15 protein-coding genes are annotated in these 17,985 nt (G+C 64.5%); 6 read left to right on the top strand and 9 right to left on the bottom strand.

The genetic code is table 11. The features are described from left to right. The first annotated feature begins 49 nt into the window (after positions 1 to 49). From AC1D0N_RS12145 to AC1D0N_RS12130, 4 genes are all read left to right on the top strand, one after another. Positions 50 to 1,660 (top strand): ABC transporter substrate-binding protein, encoded by a 1,611-nt coding sequence (locus tag AC1D0N_RS12145; RefSeq protein ID WP_477244108.1) that lies wholly within the window; start codon positions 50 to 52, stop codon positions 1,658 to 1,660. Between the two features lie 86 nt (positions 1,661 to 1,746). Beyond that, positions 1,747 to 2,697 (top strand): ABC transporter permease, encoded by a 951-nt coding sequence (locus AC1D0N_RS12140; protein WP_477244106.1) that lies wholly within the window; start codon positions 1,747 to 1,749, stop codon positions 2,695 to 2,697. Beyond that, positions 2,694 to 3,545: an ABC transporter permease gene (locus tag AC1D0N_RS12135; RefSeq protein WP_477244104.1), complete on the top strand. Its 852-nt coding sequence runs from the start codon at positions 2,694 to 2,696 to the stop codon at positions 3,543 to 3,545. The genes AC1D0N_RS12140 and AC1D0N_RS12135 overlap by 4 nt, the downstream gene beginning before the upstream one ends. Next, positions 3,542 to 5,197: an ABC transporter ATP-binding protein gene (locus AC1D0N_RS12130; protein WP_477244102.1), complete on the top strand. Its 1,656-nt coding sequence runs from the start codon at positions 3,542 to 3,544 to the stop codon at positions 5,195 to 5,197. Before AC1D0N_RS12135 ends, AC1D0N_RS12130 begins: the two co-directional genes overlap by 4 nt. Before the next feature lie 147 nt (positions 5,198 to 5,344). On the opposite strand, the gene AC1D0N_RS12125 is transcribed toward AC1D0N_RS12130, so the two are convergent. Beyond that, entirely contained in the window at positions 5,345 to 5,821 is a 477-nt protein-coding gene (locus tag AC1D0N_RS12125; protein WP_107648477.1) for an Lrp/AsnC family transcriptional regulator, read from the bottom strand. A 223-nt stretch (positions 5,822 to 6,044) separates the two neighbouring features. Here AC1D0N_RS12125 and AC1D0N_RS12120 point away from each other — a divergent pair, with 223 nt between their 5' ends. After that, complete coding sequence (locus tag AC1D0N_RS12120) at positions 6,045 to 7,367, top strand: NAD(P)/FAD-dependent oxidoreductase (RefSeq protein WP_477244100.1); 1,323 nt, start codon at positions 6,045 to 6,047, stop codon at positions 7,365 to 7,367. A gap of 37 nt (positions 7,368 to 7,404) precedes the next feature. On the opposite strand, the gene AC1D0N_RS12115 is transcribed toward AC1D0N_RS12120, so the two are convergent. From AC1D0N_RS12115 to AC1D0N_RS12095, 5 genes are all read right to left on the bottom strand, one after another. Beyond that, positions 7,405 to 8,760, bottom strand: a complete 1,356-nt coding sequence (locus AC1D0N_RS12115) for an FAD/NAD(P)-dependent oxidoreductase (RefSeq protein WP_477244989.1) — start codon at positions 8,758 to 8,760, stop codon at positions 7,405 to 7,407. Positions 8,761 to 8,768: 8 nt separating this feature from the next. Further along, positions 8,769 to 9,071 (bottom strand): (2Fe-2S)-binding protein, encoded by a 303-nt coding sequence (locus AC1D0N_RS12110; protein ID WP_477244098.1) that lies wholly within the window; start codon positions 9,069 to 9,071, stop codon positions 8,769 to 8,771. Next, positions 9,068 to 11,053: a hydantoinase B/oxoprolinase family protein gene (locus AC1D0N_RS12105; RefSeq protein ID WP_477244096.1), complete on the bottom strand. Its 1,986-nt coding sequence runs from the start codon at positions 11,051 to 11,053 to the stop codon at positions 9,068 to 9,070. Before AC1D0N_RS12105 ends, AC1D0N_RS12110 begins: the two co-directional genes overlap by 4 nt. Before the next feature lie 4 nt (positions 11,054 to 11,057). Further along, a complete protein-coding gene (locus AC1D0N_RS12100; protein ID WP_477244094.1) occupies positions 11,058 to 13,136 on the bottom strand; it encodes a hydantoinase/oxoprolinase family protein in 2,079 nt (692 codons plus the stop codon). A 91-nt stretch (positions 13,137 to 13,227) separates the two neighbouring features. After that, positions 13,228 to 14,133 carry a LysR substrate-binding domain-containing protein gene (locus tag AC1D0N_RS12095; RefSeq protein ID WP_477244092.1) on the bottom strand — a complete coding sequence of 302 codons (906 nt, stop codon included), beginning with the start codon at positions 14,131 to 14,133 and terminating at the stop codon, positions 13,228 to 13,230. Positions 14,134 to 14,249: 116 nt separating this feature from the next. On the opposite strand from AC1D0N_RS12095, the gene AC1D0N_RS12090 reads away from it, so the two are divergent. After that, the gene (locus AC1D0N_RS12090; RefSeq protein WP_477244090.1) at positions 14,250 to 15,368 is read left to right on the top strand and encodes an NAD(P)/FAD-dependent oxidoreductase; all 1,119 of its coding nucleotides are present in this window, start codon (positions 14,250 to 14,252) and stop codon (positions 15,366 to 15,368) included. A gap of 314 nt (positions 15,369 to 15,682) precedes the next feature. Here AC1D0N_RS12090 and AC1D0N_RS12085 read toward each other — a convergent pair whose 3' ends face one another. Genes AC1D0N_RS12085 through AC1D0N_RS12075 form a run of 3 tightly spaced genes read right to left on the bottom strand, consistent with a single transcriptional unit; the run spans position 15,683 to position 17,951 of the window. Next, entirely contained in the window at positions 15,683 to 16,486 is an 804-nt protein-coding gene (locus AC1D0N_RS12085; protein WP_477244088.1) for a 3-methyl-2-oxobutanoate hydroxymethyltransferase, read from the bottom strand. A 38-nt stretch (positions 16,487 to 16,524) separates the two neighbouring features. After that, a complete protein-coding gene (locus AC1D0N_RS12080) occupies positions 16,525 to 16,839 on the bottom strand; it encodes a MocE family 2Fe-2S type ferredoxin (protein WP_477244086.1) in 315 nt (104 codons plus the stop codon). A gap of 26 nt (positions 16,840 to 16,865) precedes the next feature. Beyond that, positions 16,866 to 17,951, bottom strand: coding sequence for a fatty acid desaturase family protein (locus AC1D0N_RS12075; RefSeq protein WP_477244084.1), 1,086 nt, complete (start codon positions 17,949 to 17,951; stop codon positions 16,866 to 16,868). Positions 17,952 to 17,985: the final 34 nt, after the last annotated feature.

Raw genomic sequence — 17,985 nt, 5'->3', positions numbered from 1 at the left:
GCCGCGACAAGACGAGCATCCCGACCAAACAACCAGAAAGGGGAATACCATGACCGACAAGATCACGAACTGGACCAGCGCAGACGATGCCATGGTCGAAAACGCCATCCGCCGGGGCGCGAGCCGCCGCGAACTTCTCAAGATGCTGTTGGCCGGCGGCGCCGCGGTTGCCGCGGGCAGCCTGGTGCTCGGCCGCGCCACCAATGCCGTCGCCGCCGAGCCGGTTTCCGGCGGAACTTTCAAGGCCGCCGGCTGGTCGTCATCGACCGCCGACACGCTCGATCCGGCAAAGGCGTCGCTCTCCACTGACTATGTCCGCTGCTGTTCGCTCTACAACCGCCTGACTTTCCTCGACAAGGGTGGCGTCACGCAGATGGAGCTCGCCGAGAGCTTCGACAGCAAGGACGCCAAGACCTGGACCGTGAAGCTGCGCAAGGGCGTCACCTTCCACGACGGCAAGGACCTCACTGCCGACGACGTCGTCTTCTCGCTGAAGCGTCATCTTGATCCGGCGGTCGGCTCCAAGGTCGCCAAGATCGCCGCACAGATGACCGGCTTCAAGGCGGTCGACAAGTCGACCGTGGAAATCACGCTCGCCGACCCGAATGCCGACCTGCCGACCATCCTGGCGCTGCACCATTTCATGATCGTCCAGGACGGCACCACGGACTTCTCCAAGGGCAAAGGCACCGGCGCCTTTGTGCTGCAAACCTTCGAACCGGGCGTGCGTTCGGTGGTCACCAAGAACAAGAACTACTGGAAGTCGGGCAAGCCCTATCTCGACTCTTTCGAGTTCATCGCCATCAGCGACGACAGCGCCCGCGTCAACGCCCTGCTTTCCGGCGACATCAATTTTGCGGCCTCGATCAATCCGCGTGCGATGAAGCTCATCGGCGGCCAGCAGGGCTTCGAATTGTCGAAGACGACTTCGGGCAACTACACCGACCTCAACATCCGGCTCGACATGGATCCGGGCAGCAAGGCCGACTTCGTGGCGGGCATGAAGTATCTCGTCAACCGCGAGCAGATCGTCAAATCGGCATTGCGCGGCCTCGGCGAAATCGGCAACGACCAGCCTGTCTCGCCGGCGAATATTTTCCACAATCCCGACGTCAAGCCGAAGGCTTTCGACCCGGACAAGGCGAAGTTCCACTTCCAGAAGGCCGGCCTGCTCGGCCAGTCCATCCCGGTGATCGCTTCCGACGCCGCCACCTCGTCGATCGACATGGCGGTGATCATCCAGGCCGCCGGCGCGGATATCGGCATGAAGCTCGACGTCCAGCGCGTCCCGGCCGACGGCTATTGGGACAATTACTGGCTCAAGGCGCCAATCCATTTCGGCAATATCAATCCGCGCCCGACGCCGGACATCCTGTTCTCGCTCCTCTACGCTTCCAACGCGCCGTGGAACGAAAGCCAGTACAAGTCCGAGAAGTTCGACAAGATGCTCATCGAGGCGCGCGGCTCGCTCGACCAGGCCAAGCGCAAGGAGATCTACGGCCAGATGCAGGCTATGGTCTCCGAGGAGGCCGGCACCATCATCCCGGCCTATATTTCCAACGTGGATGCCCTCTCGAGCAAGGTGAAGGGTTTGGAGGCGAACCCGCTCGGTGGCATGATGGGCTATGCAATGGCGGAATATCTCTGGCTCGAAGCCTGAGAGAAGCCAGCCGGGGGCCGGTCAGCCAGCCCCCGGCACTTCATTGCGCAAGATTGCTTGGCCGAACAACCGCAGGGAGCGCTTCCATGACGTCTGGGGTTCTCAACCTCGTGCTGAAGCGGCTGGGGATCGCGGCCGTCACGCTTTTGATCGTGCTGTTCGCTGTCTTCTTCGCCACCAGCATGCTGCCAGGCGACACCGCATCGATCCTGCTCGGCCAGGCGGCGACTCCGGAAGCGGTCGCCGGCCTGCGCGAGGCCATGCATCTCAACGATCCGGCGATCCTGCGCTTTCTGCTCTGGCTTGTGGGACTGCTCCACGGCGACCTCGGCACCTCCTATGCCAATGAGATGCCGGTCGCGACACTGATCGGCGGACGCCTGGTCAACACCATGAAACTCGCGGGCATCACCACGCTGCTCTCGGTGCCATTGGCGCTGACGCTCGGCATCACCGCCGCCATGCTACGAGGCTCCGTCTATGACCGCACCGTCACCATCCTTTCGATCGGCATCATCTCCGTACCGGAATTCATGGTCGCGACACTCGCGGTCCTGCTCTTCGCCGTTTATCTCAAATGGCTGCCGGCGCTGTCCTCGGTCAACGAGGCGCATTCGCTGACCGACCTCGTGCGCATCTATGCAATGCCCGTGATCACGCTCACCTTCGTCATCTCCGCCCAGATGATCCGCATGACGCGCGCCGCGGTGATCGAAACGCTTTCCACGCCTTACGTGGAGATGGCGCTTCTGAAAGGTGCTTCGCGCGGCCGCATGGTGCTGAGGCACGCGCTTCCGAACGCTCTCGGCCCGATAGTCAACGCGGTCGCGCTCTCGCTGTCCTATCTGGTCGGCGGCGTCATCATCGTCGAGACGATCTTCAACTATCCCGGCATCGCCAAGCTGATGGTCGATGCCGTCGCCACCCGCGACCTGCCGCTTATCCAGAGCTGCGCGATGATCTTCTGCCTCGGCTACCTCTTCCTCATCACCGCCGCCGACATCGTCGCCATCATGTCCAACCCGAGGCTCAGATGACGATGGCGCGCGCGACAACCTCCCGACGGTCCTTCCTCAGCCACAGCTACAGCCTCGTCGGCGTCGTGGCCGCGCTGGTCATCCTGGCCTGGACGCTCATCGCGATCCTGGCGCCTTACCTCATTCCCCATTCGATCGGCGACATTGTCGACGACGACTATTTCGGCCCGATGCGCCAGGGACTGTGGCTCGGCTCGGATTATCTTGGGCGCGATATGCTCTCGCGGGTTCTGATGGGCGCCCGCTACACTGTCGGCATATCGCTCGCCGCCGTCTCCATCGCCTGCTTTTCAGGTGTCGTGCTGGGGATGATCGCGGCCGTCACCGGTGGCTGGCTCGACACCTGCCTCAGCCGCTTCCTGGACGCCATGAACTCCATTCCCAGCAAGCTGTTCGGTCTTGTTGTCGTCGCCGCGGTCGGCTCGTCGATCCCGGTGCTGATCCTGACGCTGGCCGTCATCTATATCCCCGGCGCCTACCGCTTCGCGCGCGCGCTCGCCGTCAACATCAACACCATGGACTTCATCACCGTCGCCCGCGTCCGTGGCGAGAGCACCGCCTACCTCATCGGCTCCGAGATCCTGCCCAACATCATCCGCCCGGTGCTTGCCGACTTCGGGCTGCGCTTCGTCTTCATCGTGCTGTTGCTCTCCGGCCTTTCCTTCCTGGGGCTCGGCCTCCAGCCACCGCTCGCCGACTGGGGCGCGCTGGTGCGCGAGAACATCGGCGCCCTGCCCTTCGCGGCCCCCGCCGTCATCGTGCCGTCGCTGGCAATCGCCAGCCTCACCATCAGCGTCAACCTGCTGATCGACAACCTGCCGCAGAAGATCAGGGACCGGGACGCATGAGCAATCTCGTCGAGGTCAGAAACCTTAGGATCGAGGCGAAGACCGACTCCGGACGGCTTGTCGAAATCATCAAGGGCGTCAGCTTCGACATCGCCGACGGCGAGATCGTTGCCCTGATCGGCGAGAGCGGCTCCGGCAAGACGACGGTAGCGCTCTCGCTCATGGGCTATGCGCGGCCCGGCTGCCGGATCGTCGGCGGCGAGATCAACGTCAACGGCAAGAACATGGTTGCCCTTTCCGAAAAGGAACGCGCCAGGCTGCGCGGCACCGACATTGCCTATGTTCCGCAAAGTGCCGCCGCCTCTTTCAACCCCTCCTCCACGATCATGGAGCAGGTCATCGAGGTCACGCGCATCCACAAGCTGATGCCACCCGAGCAGGCGCGCCAGCGCGCGGTCGAGCTGTTCCGGGCCTTGTCGTTACCAGATCCCGGAGGGATCGGCGCGCGTTATCCGCACCAGGTTTCGGGCGGGCAATTGCAGCGGCTTGCCGCGGCCATGGCGCTCATCGGCGACCCCAAGCTGATGATCTTCGACGAGCCGACGACAGCACTCGACGTGACGACGCAGATCGACGTGCTGAAGGCATTCAAGTCGGTCATGCGGGCGGGCGGGATAGCGGGTGTCTATGTTTCCCACGACCTCGCGGTCGTCGCCCAGATCGCCGACCGCATCGTCGTGCTGAAAGGCGGCGAAGTGCAGGAGACCGGCACCACGGCGGCAATCCTTTCGGCCGCCCAGCACCCCTACACGCGCGAACTGCTGGCCGCCTTCGAACCGAAGCCGCGACAAGCACATGCAGACGCGGATGCCGGGACGAAACAGCTGCTGCGTATCGACAATGTGACGGCCGGCTATGGCGCGGTGCGGGATGACGGACTGCCGCTAATCCGCGCGGTCGATTCTGTCAGCCTCGTTGTCGAGAAAGGGCGCAATCTCGGCATCATCGGCGAATCCGGCTGCGGAAAGTCGACGCTGGCGCGCGTCATCGCCGGCATCCATCCGGCGGCCGCCGGTGATATCGTCTTCAACGGTGAGGAACTGCAGCGTGCCGCCAGGAAGCGCAGCCAGAACCAACTGCGCGAGATGCAGATTGTTTTCCAATATGCCGATACCGCGCTCAATCCGGCCAAGCCGGTGGAGGACATCATCTCCCGCCCGCTGGCCTTCTATCACCGGCTCGACAGGCAGGCGCGCTCGAAGCGCGTCGACGAACTGCTCGACATGGTGCGCCTGCCCAAGACGCTGCGCTACCGTCACCCATCGGAGCTCTCGGGCGGCCAGAAGCAGCGCGTGAACTTCGCTCGTGCGCTGGCGGCCGACCCCAAGCTCATCATCTGCGACGAGATCACCTCGGCGCTCGACACGGTGGTGGCGTCCGCCGTGATCGAGCTGCTCAAGGAACTGCAGCGCGAGCTGGGCCTCTCCTACATCTTCATCAGCCACGACCTCTCCGTAGTCGAGGCCATCTGCGACGAGATCATGGTCATGTACAATGGCGAGCGGGTGGAGCAGATCACGCCCGACAAGCTGACGGCGCCCACCCACCCTTATTCCAAGCTTCTGTTCTCTTCGGTGCCGAAGCTTGACCCGACCTGGCTCGACGGCCTCGTCCGCGACCCCGAACTCGTCAGCCAGTACGGCCACCGATAGAGCGGTTCGCCATTTCACGGAAACCGCGAAACGCTCTATCTGTTTCCTTTCTGGCGCAATTCCAAAGGGAAAGCGATGCGCGCTTTTCCCAGGAAAACCGCTTCACACTTTTCCTGGAATTGCTCTGATTTCCTGGAATTGCTCTGACTACATCGGAAACAGGCTGGGTAGCGGCATGTGCGCCTTGACGATGGGGGATTTCAGCACCACGAAGCTGAAATACTTGTCGATGCCGATATCCATGTCGGTCAGCCGCTCCATGATCGTCTGATACTCACTAATGCCGGAGGTCACGAATTTCATCAGATAGTCGTAGCCGCCCGACACAAGATGGCATTCGATGACCTGCTCGATCTTCTCCACGACAGCGAGAAAGCGGGCGAAGTCAATCTGACGATGGTTCTTCAAGGTGATTTCGGTGAACACGGTCAGCGTCTGGCCAAGCTTGCCGATATTGATCTGCGCGGAATAGCCTTCGATGTAGCCTTCCGACTGCAGTTTCTTGACCCGCATCAGGCACGGGCTCGGCGACAGATGCACCAGATCGGCCAGTTCCACATTGGTGATGCGGCCGTTCTTCTGCAACTCGTGAAGAATTCTGATGTCGATCCGATCCAGTTTCACGGCCGTCTCCGAAGAACGCATGCCGCAGCACAAAATGCTGCCCTGCCAACAACCATTGACACTACCACAGCCCGCTGCCCTGTCCATCCGAGCGGATACCCGCTGAATGGCAGGGACTCCCGATTCCGATGGCGCTTCCAGAATAAAATACTGCTTCGGCCTCAACTGCAGCAGCGGCTGCCTGCGCAAAGCACTAGATTGTAGCGTCAATGTAGAGAAGACCATGCCCGCGCCACTGCAGCAAATCGAGACATCCGGCGAACTGCCACGGTCCGCTGACGCGGTGGTGATCGGCGGTGGCATCGTGGGGGCCTTCGCAGCTTACTATCTGGCGAGGCGCGGCATGCAGGTTGCGCTTGTCGAAAAGGGACGCATCGGCGCCGAGCAATCCAGCAGGAACTGGGGATGGTGCCGCCAGCAGAACCGCGATGCCCGCGAGCTGCCGATGGCGACGCGAAGCCTCGATCTTTGGGAGCGTTTTGCCGCGGACGCCGGCGAGGATACCGGCTTCCGACGCTGCGGCTTGCTCTATCTTAGCAATGACGAGGCGGAACTGGCCGGCTGGGCGCGCTGGCGTGACTTCGCCCGCACGGCCGGTGTCACCACACATATGCTCGACAGCGCCGAGGCCAGTGAGCGAGGCCACGCCACGGGCCGGACCTGGAAGGGCGGCGTCTTCTCGCCAGCCGACGGCATCGCCGATCCATCGCAGGCTGCGCCCGCCGTCGCCCGCGCCATCCTTAAGCTCGGGAGCAGCGTGCACCAGAATTGCGCCGCGCGCGGCATTGAGACCGAGGGCGGGCGCGTGAGCGCCGTGGTTACGGAGAGCGGAACGATCCGAACCAAGGCGGTCGTCCTGGCTGGCGGCGCCTGGGCCTCCTCGTTTTGCCATCAGTTCGGTTTCCGCTTTCCGCAGGTGTCGGTCCGCTCCTCCATCCTGTCGGTTTCGCCGGGCGCAGAGGGCCTGCCGGATGCGCTTCACACGGCAACGATCTCGGCCACGCGTCGCAGCGGCGGCTACACGCTCGCCATAAGCGGACGCGGCCGCGTAGACTTGACGCCGCAGCAGCTGCGTTTCTCGTCGCAATTCCTGCCGATGTTCCTGAGGCGGTGGCGAAGCATCGCACCCGGCGGGCTGGAAGGCATGCGTTCGGGCCACGAAACGCTACGGCGCTGGCGGCTCGACCGGCCGACGCCTATGGAGCGGATGCGCATCCTCGACCCGGCTCCGGACCAGGCGACGATCCGCTTGACCCACGCCCGCGCGCTTGAGCTGCTGCCGGCACTGCGCCAAACCAGGATCAGCGCGACCTGGGCCGGCTACGTCGACAGCACACCGGACGGCGTGCCTGCCATTGGCGAAATCCAGACCATTCCGGGTTTCTTCCTGGCTGCCGGATTTTCGGGACACGGCTTCGGCATCGGGCCCGGCGCCGGGCATCTCGTCGCCGATCTGGTGACGGGAGCGGAGCCGATCGTCGATCCGACATCCTATGATCCCAGGCGCTTCGGCGCTTCGGCCTGGGGGAAGGTCGCCGATTTCTAGCATCTGATCCTCATCATGCGCGGCCTCCGCAATTGCATCAGCCGTTGCGCAGAAAGGCGCCAATAGGCGCCGGCCGGACAGGCGCCTGCCCGCGAAACCGGCCGACAGCGTCGGGCATGCAGCCGGCTTGCGCCGCCACGAGTTCGGCGGCGGCCAATTGGCAATAGCGCCCCTGGCAGCGGCCCATACCGACGCGCGACAGCGACTTCACCCTGTTGGCTTCGCCGCCACCGAAAGTCACGCTCTCTCGTATGTCTCCGGCACTCACGTTCTCGCAGCGGCAGACGATCGTGTCGTCGGGGAGTGCCTGCGCCATCGCTGTCGGCCAGGGAAAGGCCCGAGCCAGGCCGCGGGCAAAGCGCTCGAGCCGCGCGAGCTTGCGCAGATCGGCGCCGGCGGAGGGCGACGGATGTCCGAGATCGGCAAGGCATGCCGCCGCAGCGAGACGCCCAGCGATCTCAGCGCCGTCCGCGCCAAGAAGACGAACCCCATCGCCCGCAAGATAGACGCCGTTGCCGGCACGACCCATCTGGTCGGTCTTTGGCAGCCATTGCCGCCACTGCTCATCATATGTGAAGCCGCATCCCGCGAGGTCGGCCAGATGCGTCTCCGCCCGCAGGTGCCAGCCCATGCCGATCATGTCGCATGGAGTGAGGCGCTGCCTTCCGCCGGCGTCGCGCCAGTGCATCGCTGTGACACCCTGCCCGTCGGCCTCGATCCGTTCGAGCGTCACGCCCGCATGGTAGCGGCCGCCGAGCCTCGCCCGCAGGGCCAATCCGAGCAGCGCGACCGATGGCCGGGCGGCAAGCTGCCAGAGCCCCCGCATCTGTTGATCCCAGGGAGAAGTGTCCAGCACCGCCGCCACATCAGCTCCGGCTTTGAGGAGTTGGGCGCCGACCAGCGTCAGCAAAGGCCCCGATCCGATCAGCACGATCCGCCGCCCGAGGGCCACACCCTGCGCCTTGAGCGCGATCTGCGCTGCGCCAAGGCTGTAGACGCCGGCGCTCTGCCAACCCGGGACCGGAGCGACGCGGTCGGACGCGCCGGTGGCAAGGATCAGGCGGTCATGGAAGATCATCTGCACGCCGTCCTCCCCCAGCACGTGCAGTCGCCCGTCCTGCGCAGCGATAACTGAACTCGCTGCGCGATGGGTGAGCCGCCCGTCTTTGGCCAGCCGGTCGAACGGCGCATGCAGCGCGTCCGCCTTCGCCGCCTCCGACCCGTAGAGCTGCTTCGCGGTGCGGGTGAACCCGGTGGGCGGGCGGCGATAGATCTGTCCGCCTACGCGCTGCCCTTCGTCGATCACCACCGGGTGGAGCCCGGCCTCCACCAGCGTCGCGGCGGCCCTAATGCCAGCCGGGCCGGCGCCCACGATCACGATCCGCGGCGGCATGGTCCCGCTCACGGCCAGCTCTCCGGTGGCATCGTGCGCAACCGCATGCCTTGGCTGACAAATGTCGAGCACGCCCGCAGGCGCGGTCCCTCGTCCTGCCATACCCAGCAATCCTGGCAGGCTCCCATCAGGCAGAAGCCGGCGCGCGGCTCGGGTCCGAACTCGGATTTTCGCAACGCGTGTCCTGATGCCAGAATGGCGGTCAGCACGGTGTCGCCCGCAAGGGCGCCGCGCATCTCACCGTCGAGAAAGAAATGCACCACTGCGCGGTCGCGCTCGGCCAGCCGGACGATGCGGCCGGCGGTGATCATTCCGCTGCCTCTCGCACGGTGCGAGGACGGGGCAGTTCGGGGAACCGTTCGCAGACCGCATCGAACGCCTCCTGGACGCCCTCCTGCCCCGAGCGCCCCTTCATGCGACGGAAGATCTCCGTCTTGGCGAAAAATCGCCAGTGGATCGGCAAGTCCCGCAGAATGGCGGTCAGCAGGTCATAGGCGGCCGGCGTCCACTGCGCTTCGTAGCCATCGCGCTCCGGACCGAAATGAAAATGGCCGGCGGCTGGCCCCTGCCGCGCGCGCAGTCTTTCCGTCGCCTGCATGTCGACCTCGCCGTCGCGGATGACGACCCCATAGTCGCGCTCGGCAGCCGTTGGCGAGACATAGCCACGCAGCACGTCCTGCGCGACGCGCCAGGGCTCGCGATTGCGCGGATCGCCGCGCCCGCCGCCTCCGGCGGAGCGGATATCGAGCACGTCCCCAGGCTGCAGCACCGCCGTGTCGATGTTGCCCAGCCGCCGCTCGTGCTCGGTCCCTGGATTGACGACCATGTCCGATAGGCCGGCCGCCTTGCCGCCCAGCACGCCCCACGGACGAAAGAAGCCGCGATCGCGGTTGCGCGCCGTGATCCTGGAGTCGGGGGCGAAGACACGGAAGGCCATCTCGGTCGCCAGCCCGCCGCGCCAACGCCCCGCACCGCCACTGTCCCTGGCGAGCCCGTATTTCACGAATTCGACCGGGGTCTCGGTCTCGGTGATCTCGATCGGCGTGTTCTTGAGATAGGCGGCATCGGCGCCCGACCCGTTGGTTCCGTCGCGATGCGGCATCGCGCCACCGCCGCCCACCACGGGATTCACCGCCGTGATGACAGTCTTGCTGGTCCGCTCGTCCGTGGTCATGACATTGACGATGCAGTTGTTGCCGGCAGGTGCTGCGGGCAGGCGCTCCGGCACGGCTTGCGAGAAGGCGCCGAAGATGACCGACCGCAGCCGGGCGCAGGTGAGCGAGCGCATGCCCACCGCGGCGGGATGGACCGGATTGAGCACCGAACCTTCGGGCGTAATGCAGGTGAACGGCCTGGTGAGGCCCGTATTGAGCAGGAGCTTCGGGTTGAGTGTGTAAAGCACGTAATAGACGCCCACGAGCAGCATGGTGTGTCGCGGGTCGCCGCCTGAAGGCACGTTGAGCGAGGAGCCGAGCTGCGGATCGGAGCCGGTGAAGTCGAGCACCGCCTCGTCGCCTTTGATCGTCAGCGTCAGCTTCAGCCTGCAGGGATTGGCCTCGACCGAATCCTCGTCGGCATAGTCGGCGAACTGCCATGTGCCGTCGGGCATGGCGCGCAGCACGTCACGCGCCTGCGCCTCCGCATGGTCGAGAAGCGCGGAAACGCCCTCGATGAAGCCGGCCTTGCCGAACTTCTTCACCATCGCCTGGATCTTGCGCTCGCCGGTGTTGAGCGCGCCGACCAGCGCCTTGATGTCGCCGATGTTGAGGTCGGGCTTGCGCACATTGGTGCTCATGATCCGCAGGATCGTTTCATCGAAGACGCCCTCGTTCACCAGCTTCATGGGCGGAAAGCGGATGCCTTCCTGATGGATTTCGGTCAGCGCCCGGCTGAGTGAGGCCGGCACCGCGCCCCCCATGTCGGTGTTGTGGATGTGCCCTCCGGTCCAGGCGACGATCTCGCCGTCGACGAAGACCGGCTTCCACAGATGCGTGTCGGGCGCGTGCGTGGCGACGTGGCCGGAATAGGGATCGTTGGTGAACGCAACGTCCCCCGGCCTGTAGTCGTCGACCATCGCGATCGCGCGGTGATATGAAAGCCCCGGATACCAGGTGGCGCCGAGTTCCATCGGAACGGCGAAGGTCGCGCCTGAACGGTCCATCAGCATCACCGTAAAATCCTGCGTCTCCTTGACGAAGGCGGAGTGCGCGGTGCGGTGCAGCGTATGGGCCATGTTCTCGGCGGCCGCGCGGGCGTGGTTCGCCAGAACCTGAAGGTTTGTCCGGTCAAACATGGCTTTACTCCGGGAAGGTCAGCAAAAGGTTGAGGTGACGGTCGACCCTTGCCTGTGCTCCCGCGGGAATGGCGAAGGTGGTGTCTTCCTGCACGACCACGGCAGGACCGTGGAACGTGCTGCCGGATACGAGGGCCTGCCGCTCGTAGAGGTCGACGGTCTCGACGCTCAGGCCGGTGTAGACCGGGAGCCGACGCGCCGGGATGGCCGAGCCGCCGATCTCGTCGATCTCCGGGAAGGAGAGCTTCGGCCCCGCGCCTACGGCGGATAGCCGGACATTCACAAGTTCTATCTCACCGTCCGGGTCGTGGAAATCGTAGAGCTGCTGATGGGTGAGGTGGAAGGCCTGTGCGACGGCGGCCGCATTCCCGTCCGTCAGCCACTCCGGCTGAAGGGCGACCTCGATCTCATAACTTTGTCCGACATAGCGCATGTCGCAGGAGAGGTTGAGCTCCGCCTCCCCGTCATGACCTTGCTCCGCAAGCCAGTCGCGCCCCTCTTGCGCGAGGGTCTCGAAAGTCTCGCGAATTCCGGGGAGCGACGTGCCCGACAGGGGGCTGAAGATCGTGCGAATGAAGTCTCCGCGCAGATCAGCCACCAGCCCGCCCAGCGCCGACACCACGCCAGGGCGGCGGGGCGCAATGACGCGCCTCATCCCGAGTTCGCGGGCGAGGAAGGCGCCGAGCATGGGGCCGCCGCCGCCGAAGGGCATCAGCGTGAAATCGCGCAAGTCGACGCCGGCGCGCGAGGCGAGTTTCTCGACCTCGACGAACATTTCCGACACCGCGATGTCGAGGATCGCCTGCGCGGTCTGCTCGATCGGGCGGCCGAGCCGGGCGGCAAGGTCCCCGACCGCGCGATGCGCCAGTCCGGTATCGATCCTGAGCTGGCCGTAGGCCATCTCGCTGTGGCCAAGCCATCCGCATGCCACCATGGCGTCCGTCACCGTCGCCCGCACGCCACCCCGGCCGTAGCATGCCGGTCCTGGCGTCGAACCTGCCGACTCCGGTCCGACGCGCAGCACCCCTTGCGCGTCGACACTGGCGATCGAGCCGCCGCCGACGCCGATCGAGCTCACCGACACGGAAGGGATATGCAGTGGAAATTCGCCGATCAGTTCACCGGTTCCGAATTGCGCCTCGCCGCCGATGATGAGCGCGAAGTCGGCCGAGGTGCCGCCAATGTCGAGAGTAAGAATCTTGTCTTCGCCTGCCTGACGCGCCAGCCACGAGGCGCCGATGACGCCGGAGGCCGTTCCCGACAAGAGCATGTTCACGCAGGCACGCTTGCCTTCGGCAGCGTTCATCAGCCCACCGTTCGACTTCGTCAGCATCGGGCGGGCCGGCACGCCGCGGTCCTTCAGCCGCTCTTCCAGCGCCGTCAGGTAGCCCGAGACGCGCGGATGGACATAGCCGTTGAGAATGGCGGTCGAGCTGCGCTCGTATTCGCGGATGACCGGCCACACCTCAGCCGAGGAGAAGACGAAGAGGTCTGGCGCGAGACGCGCGATCGTCGCCTTGACGGCCGCCTCCTGCGCGGCATTGCGCCATGAATGGAGGAAGGAGACGATGATCCCCTGCGCCCCATTCGTTTTCGCCGCCGCCACCGCCCTGGCCACCGCCGCCATGTCCGGTGCCTTGGATTCGCTTCCATCGGCACGCATGCGAACCGGAATGCCGAACACCATGTCGCGAGAGATCAGCGGGTCCGGGCGCGAGCAGAACAGTGAATACATGTCCGGCATTCGCAGCCGTGCGAGTTCGATCACGTCCTCGAAGCCCGCATTGGTGAACAGCGCCAGCGGGGCGCCCTTGCGCTGGATGATCGTGTTGATGCCGACGGTGGTGCCGTGCACGAAGCGCGTCATGAGCGTAGGATCAAAACCTTCGCGTTCGGCCAGAAGGGTGAGGCCGGTCATCAGTTCGGCACCCGGATCTTCCGGCGTCGTCAGCACTTTCAGCGAGGCGACCCGTCCGGAACGGGCTTCAAGCGCGCAGAAATCGATGAATGTCCCGCCAATATCGACGCCGACCTTCCAGTCGGCCCCGCTTTTCGCCGCATCCGCCGCGATGGCACTGTCCATGATGCGTCCCTTCCTGTCTGCCAAAGGCAAAACTGGCATGACTGGATGGTGCGGGTCCAAGACGTATGATGAGCAAGGATATAAGTCTTGCTTATGCGTTCGCGCTATGCTCATCCAGGACGGCGGAACAGGCGGCGCGGATTTCGTCGCGCATCATCTCATCGGCCCGCGAGAGAGGCCGTGTGCGCGAGGTCAGCAGAGCGATCGGAAATTCCGGCCCCGCGGCGAGCGGCCTGACGGCAAGCCCGGCAAACTGGTGCCACGGCAACAGCGCATCGACCAGCGCGATGCCCAAGCCAGCCTGGACGAAGCCGACGGCGGAGATGGATACGTCGATCTCGAGCGACGGCGAAAGCACCACGCCCTGTGCGCGGGCCGCATGGGCCAGTTCGTCGGCGGGACGGGTGTTGCCACGATAGGATATCAACTCCTCGCCGGCGAGATCGGCGAGCGTCAGCTCGGTTTTCCCGACCAAAGCATGCCCGGCGGGCAGGAGGCATGAGAAGCCGACGCTGCCGATCTTTTCCGCCTCGATATCGGGAGGCAGGCGGTCGTCCATGGCCACGCCGAGGCTGGCATCGCCGGCGCGCAGCATGTCGATGATGGCGGAGATCGGCGCGCTATGAGCACGCAACATTATGTTGGGATGCTGGACCCGGAATTTGGTGAACGCACGCGGCAAGATAGCCATGGCCGGCGGCGGTGAAGCCGCGACCCGCACCAGCCCGGTCCGGCCCAGGCGCAGGTCGGTGGTCTTGCGGCGCAGGCCCTCCAGCCCCGCCGACAGCCTCTCGGCATCAGGGAAGATCTCGAGCGCCTCCGGGGTCGGTCGTAACCGACCCTTCACCCGCTCGAACAGGGTGAAGCCGAGTTCGTCTTCGGTGTGGAGCAGGATCTGGCTGAGCGCGGGCTGGGAGATGTTCAGCATCCGCGCCGCAGCGGTCACGCTGCCCGCGCGCATGACGGCGATGAACACTTCGAGCTGCCGGGCCCGCATAGCCACTCCATAGGTAAAGCTTATGGCTTCTGTCCAAACCCATCTTTGACGCAATGCCGGGGCACCGACAAGATGGATACATCCAAGGATCAGCTGCTCTACGCTAAGGAACGACTATGGATGTGATCGTGCTGGGCGGCGGCCTGATGGGGACGGCTTCGGCCTATTTCCTCGCCAGGCGCGGGGCGCGCGTGACGCTTATCGAGCGCAACCGGATCGGCACCGGAGCAACGGTCGCTTCCTTTGGCAACATCCGGCGTACGGGGCGTCATCTGTCCCAGCTTCCGCTGGCCCATCGCTCGCTCAGGCTGTGGGGCGAGGCCGAGAAGATGCTTGGCCGCGACGTGGAATTCCGCGCTACCGGCCATATCCGGCTGATCTTCGATGAAGATAGCCTCGCCGACATGCGGGCCTACGCCAAGGCGGCGCGCCCCGAGGGGCTTGAACTGGAGGAACTCGGTCCACGCGAGATTCGTGCCCGCTTTCCCGGCCTCGGTCCCGAAGCGATCGCTGCGTCGTTCTCTCCGCAAGATGGCAGCGGCAATCCGCGGCTGATCGCGCCTGCCTTTGCCGAGGCAGCCCGCAAGCTCGGTGCGGAGATCATCGAAAGAGCGGAGGTCGAGAAGATCACTCACACGGGCTCCGGTTTCCTTGTCGCGGGTTCGAAAGGCAAATTCGCCGCGGGCTGCCTGCTCAATACCGCCGGAGCCTGGGGCGCGCGCATCGCCGCGCAGTTTGGCGAAGAGGTCCCGCTGGACGCCTATGGCCCGCAGATGGGCGTGACCGAGCCGCTGCCGCATCGGATCCTGCCAGTGGTCGGCATCTGGACGCGCGACAAGGACTATGGCGCCTATCTGCGCCAGGTCGAGCGCGGCAACATCGTCTTCGGCGGAGCGGCCGAAAGGGTGCCGGTGGACCTCGATCCAGGCCACGCGGCCGCCGACCCTATGCGCCTGCTCATGCAACTGCGCGCCGTCGCGCGGCTGCTGCCGGCGATCGCGCAGGCTACGGTCATCCGCACCTGGTCCGGTTGCGAGGGCTATGTCAGGGACATGCTGCCGGTCATGGGACGCTCGGCGACGACGCCAGGCCTGTTCCACGCCTTCGGCTTCAGCGGACACGGCTTCCAGCTTGGTCCGGGCGTGGGCGACGCCATGGCCGAACTCATCACGACCGACCGTTGCGAAACGCCGCTCGACGACTTCAGGGTCGATCGCTTCGCCCGTGCTGCCTGAACGAGCAGAAAAAGAACGGAGGCGTAGCGAGATTTGGGCGTGGCGTCGGAGCTCGGTCCTAGCCACTCTCACACACTCGCTGCGAGTGCCTTCCACCGGGAGACAGGAACTCTTCCCGACTGAGCCGCCAAACTCCTAAAGTGCCAGTCATCTGGACAAAGAGAGGACTGTCAGGTGCACGTGGTTCGCCATCAAGGCATCAAATACCGCCGCCCGCAACGCGGTAATGCTCTCGTCGTAGTTCGCGTCTCCCGTTCGGTCCTTTCTGACGCGCCGATTTGCACCAGTGGCGCGACCTTCCAACTGCGCATATTTCAACCCACGCCATCGACCTTGTTCAGGAACAGGCGAAGCTGCTGCGGGTCCATATGCACGACATGTCGGTCTTCGGGATAGGCGAGGCTGTTGACGTCGGCGACATATTCGGAGAATGCGGCGATGCGCTCCGCCTGCAAGCGATCATATTCGGCGGCGAAATTGCGATAGACCTTGGAGTGACGAGGCATGTGACCACGGTTCTGGCCAAGAATGTCGTCGGCGAACAGATATTGCGCGTCGCAGCCGGTGCCCGCCCCCATCGACAGCATGATCAGCGAGGTCCGCTCCGAGATTGCCTTCGCCACCTCGACCGGCACAACCTCGATCTCGGCGCCGATGGCGCCGGCGGCCTCATACTGCTTCACCGCCTCGAAGATCTGCATCGCGGTGTCGGCGGTCTTGCCGACCGCCTTGAAGCCGCCGGTCCAGGTCGCGCGCGAAGGAATGAGGCCGACATGGCCGATCACCGGGATGGCATCGTCGGCCAGCCGTTTGACGGTGGCAAAGCCGGCGCTGCAATAGACCGCGTCGGCACTCGCCTTGTAGAGCCGGAACGCCCAGCGGATAAAATCATCGGCGGTGCCGATCTCATAAAAATTCTCGCCCGGCATGGTGAACAGGCTGGGCGCCGCATCGCGATACTCTGGGTTCAGCACCAGCTCCGGCGGCACCGAAACGATGTCGACCCCTGCCCGCTCGGCGGCCTCGGCCTCGTCCATCGTCATCACGCGCAGCATGGTTAGCTGCCGCTTGCCCTTCATGGCGCGCAAATCCGCCACCGTCGGTCTTTTCCGGCTCATCGATTTTGCTTCCTTGTGTTGCGGCTACGGCAGGCCGGTCAGCTGATGTCGATCATCACTTTGCCGGCCTCGACCTTGACCGCATAGGTCCCGAGGTTGACGCAGACAGGCGCGCCCCTGGCAGCACCTGTCTTGTAGTTGAAGCGGCCATTGTGCTTGGGGCATTCGATGATGTCGTCCATGACCAGCCCGTCGGCAAGATGCGCCTTCTCATGCGTGCAGAACCCGTCGGTGGCAAAGAATTCGTCATCGGGCGAGCGATAGATCGCGAAGCTGCGCCCGCCATGGTCGAAGCGGATGACATCCTCTTCGTCGACATCGTCGACGGCGCACGCTTCAACCCAGTCAGCCATTTTTGTCTCCTGCTGAGGCCGCAAGCCTATTCCGCCGCTGCCGACATATTCAACTCGTGGAATTCGCCCCGATAGGGTCGCGCCGTCGCCGGCAATTCGCGCCTGAGGAAATAGTCCTCGTATTTGAGCTGCTTGAGCATTACCGGCCAGACCTCGCGATAGGCATGCCACATCGACGGGTTGGGCTCCGGCAGATCGTGCTTGATCAACTCATGCAGCCGGGGCAGCCCATGATAGGGCACCATCGGGAACATGTGATGCTCCACATGGTAGTTCATGTTCCAGTAGATGAAGCGGCTGATCGGGTTCATGTAGACGGTGCGGGTGTTGAGCCTGTGGTCGACGACATTGTCGGCGAGGCCGATATGCTGCAGCAGGCCGGTCAGCACCATGTGCCAGCTGCCGTAGAGGCGCGGCAGGCCGATGATCATCAACGGCAGGAACGACCACATATAGAGCGCCAGCGCGATGGTCGCGATGTAGATGGCGACATGCCAGCGTGCGGCCGTGATGACCTTCGGCTGCTCCATCTCGGGGATGTAGCTCTTCTCGTCGGGCGAGATGTTGCCGAAGGCGTTGCGCACCAGGGTCGGCAGCGAATAGCGGAAATCGAGAATGCCGGTGAAGGCAAGTGCGGCGCGCAGCAGGTCCGGCGGCCGCATCACGGCGATCTCGGCGTCGCGGCCTACGATGATCGTGTCGGTGTGGTGGCGGGCGTGACTCCAGCGCCAGGTCACCGGATTGCGCACCACCATGAAGCTGGCGATCTGATAGATCACATCGTTCATCCAGCGCGTCCTGAACGCGGTGCCATGGCCGCATTCGTGCCAGCGCGAGTCGCTGGAAGAGCCGTAGAGCAAGCCATAAACGAAGAAGAACGGCACGCACCACCATGTGCCCCAGAACCAGATTCCGCCGGCGGCGGACCCCAGTATGGCTGATATCCAGATGATGGTGTCGCGGATCGCCGGGCCGTCCGAGCGCTGCATCAGTTCCTTCATCGCCTTGCGCGAGACATCGGTGTGATACCATTCGGCCGAGGCCAGCCCGGTCTCGATCGCCCTCCGCGTGCTTTCGCCGACCAGGCTATAATCGCGCTTGTTCTCCGTCACATCGACCTCCGATTTCCGGCCCGCCAGCCGACGT

This window comes from Mesorhizobium sp. P2_E10, from assembly GCF_056404235.1.
The sequence above is the reverse complement of the archived record's forward strand: the minus strand, read 5'-3'. Positions and strand labels throughout refer to the sequence as shown.

What these genes read in the sequence shown, in the direction of transcription:
- AC1D0N_RS12145 (WP_477244108.1), top strand. Translation starts at nt 50, where the DNA reads ATGACCGACAAGATCACGAACTGGACCAGCGCAGACGATGCCATGGTC.
- AC1D0N_RS12140 (WP_477244106.1), top strand. Translation starts at nt 1,747, where the DNA reads ATGACGTCTGGGGTTCTCAACCTCGTGCTGAAGCGGCTGGGGATCGCG.
- AC1D0N_RS12135 (WP_477244104.1), top strand. Translation starts at nt 2,694, where the DNA reads ATGACGATGGCGCGCGCGACAACCTCCCGACGGTCCTTCCTCAGCCAC.
- AC1D0N_RS12130 (WP_477244102.1), top strand. Translation starts at nt 3,542, where the DNA reads ATGAGCAATCTCGTCGAGGTCAGAAACCTTAGGATCGAGGCGAAGACC.
- AC1D0N_RS12120 (WP_477244100.1), top strand. Translation starts at nt 6,045, where the DNA reads ATGCCCGCGCCACTGCAGCAAATCGAGACATCCGGCGAACTGCCACGG.
- AC1D0N_RS12115 (WP_477244989.1), bottom strand. Translation starts at nt 8,760, where the DNA reads ATGCCGCCGCGGATCGTGATCGTGGGCGCCGGCCCGGCTGGCATTAGG.
- AC1D0N_RS12110 (WP_477244098.1), bottom strand. Translation starts at nt 9,071, where the DNA reads ATGATCACCGCCGGCCGCATCGTCCGGCTGGCCGAGCGCGACCGCGCA.
- AC1D0N_RS12105 (WP_477244096.1), bottom strand. Translation starts at nt 11,053, where the DNA reads ATGTTTGACCGGACAAACCTTCAGGTTCTGGCGAACCACGCCCGCGCG.
- AC1D0N_RS12100 (WP_477244094.1), bottom strand. Translation starts at nt 13,136, where the DNA reads ATGGACAGTGCCATCGCGGCGGATGCGGCGAAAAGCGGGGCCGACTGG.
- AC1D0N_RS12095 (WP_477244092.1), bottom strand. Translation starts at nt 14,133, where the DNA reads ATGCGGGCCCGGCAGCTCGAAGTGTTCATCGCCGTCATGCGCGCGGGC.
- AC1D0N_RS12090 (WP_477244090.1), top strand. Translation starts at nt 14,250, where the DNA reads ATGGATGTGATCGTGCTGGGCGGCGGCCTGATGGGGACGGCTTCGGCC.
- AC1D0N_RS12085 (WP_477244088.1), bottom strand. Translation starts at nt 16,486, where the DNA reads ATGAGCCGGAAAAGACCGACGGTGGCGGATTTGCGCGCCATGAAGGGC.
- AC1D0N_RS12080 (WP_477244086.1), bottom strand. Translation starts at nt 16,839, where the DNA reads ATGGCTGACTGGGTTGAAGCGTGCGCCGTCGACGATGTCGACGAAGAG.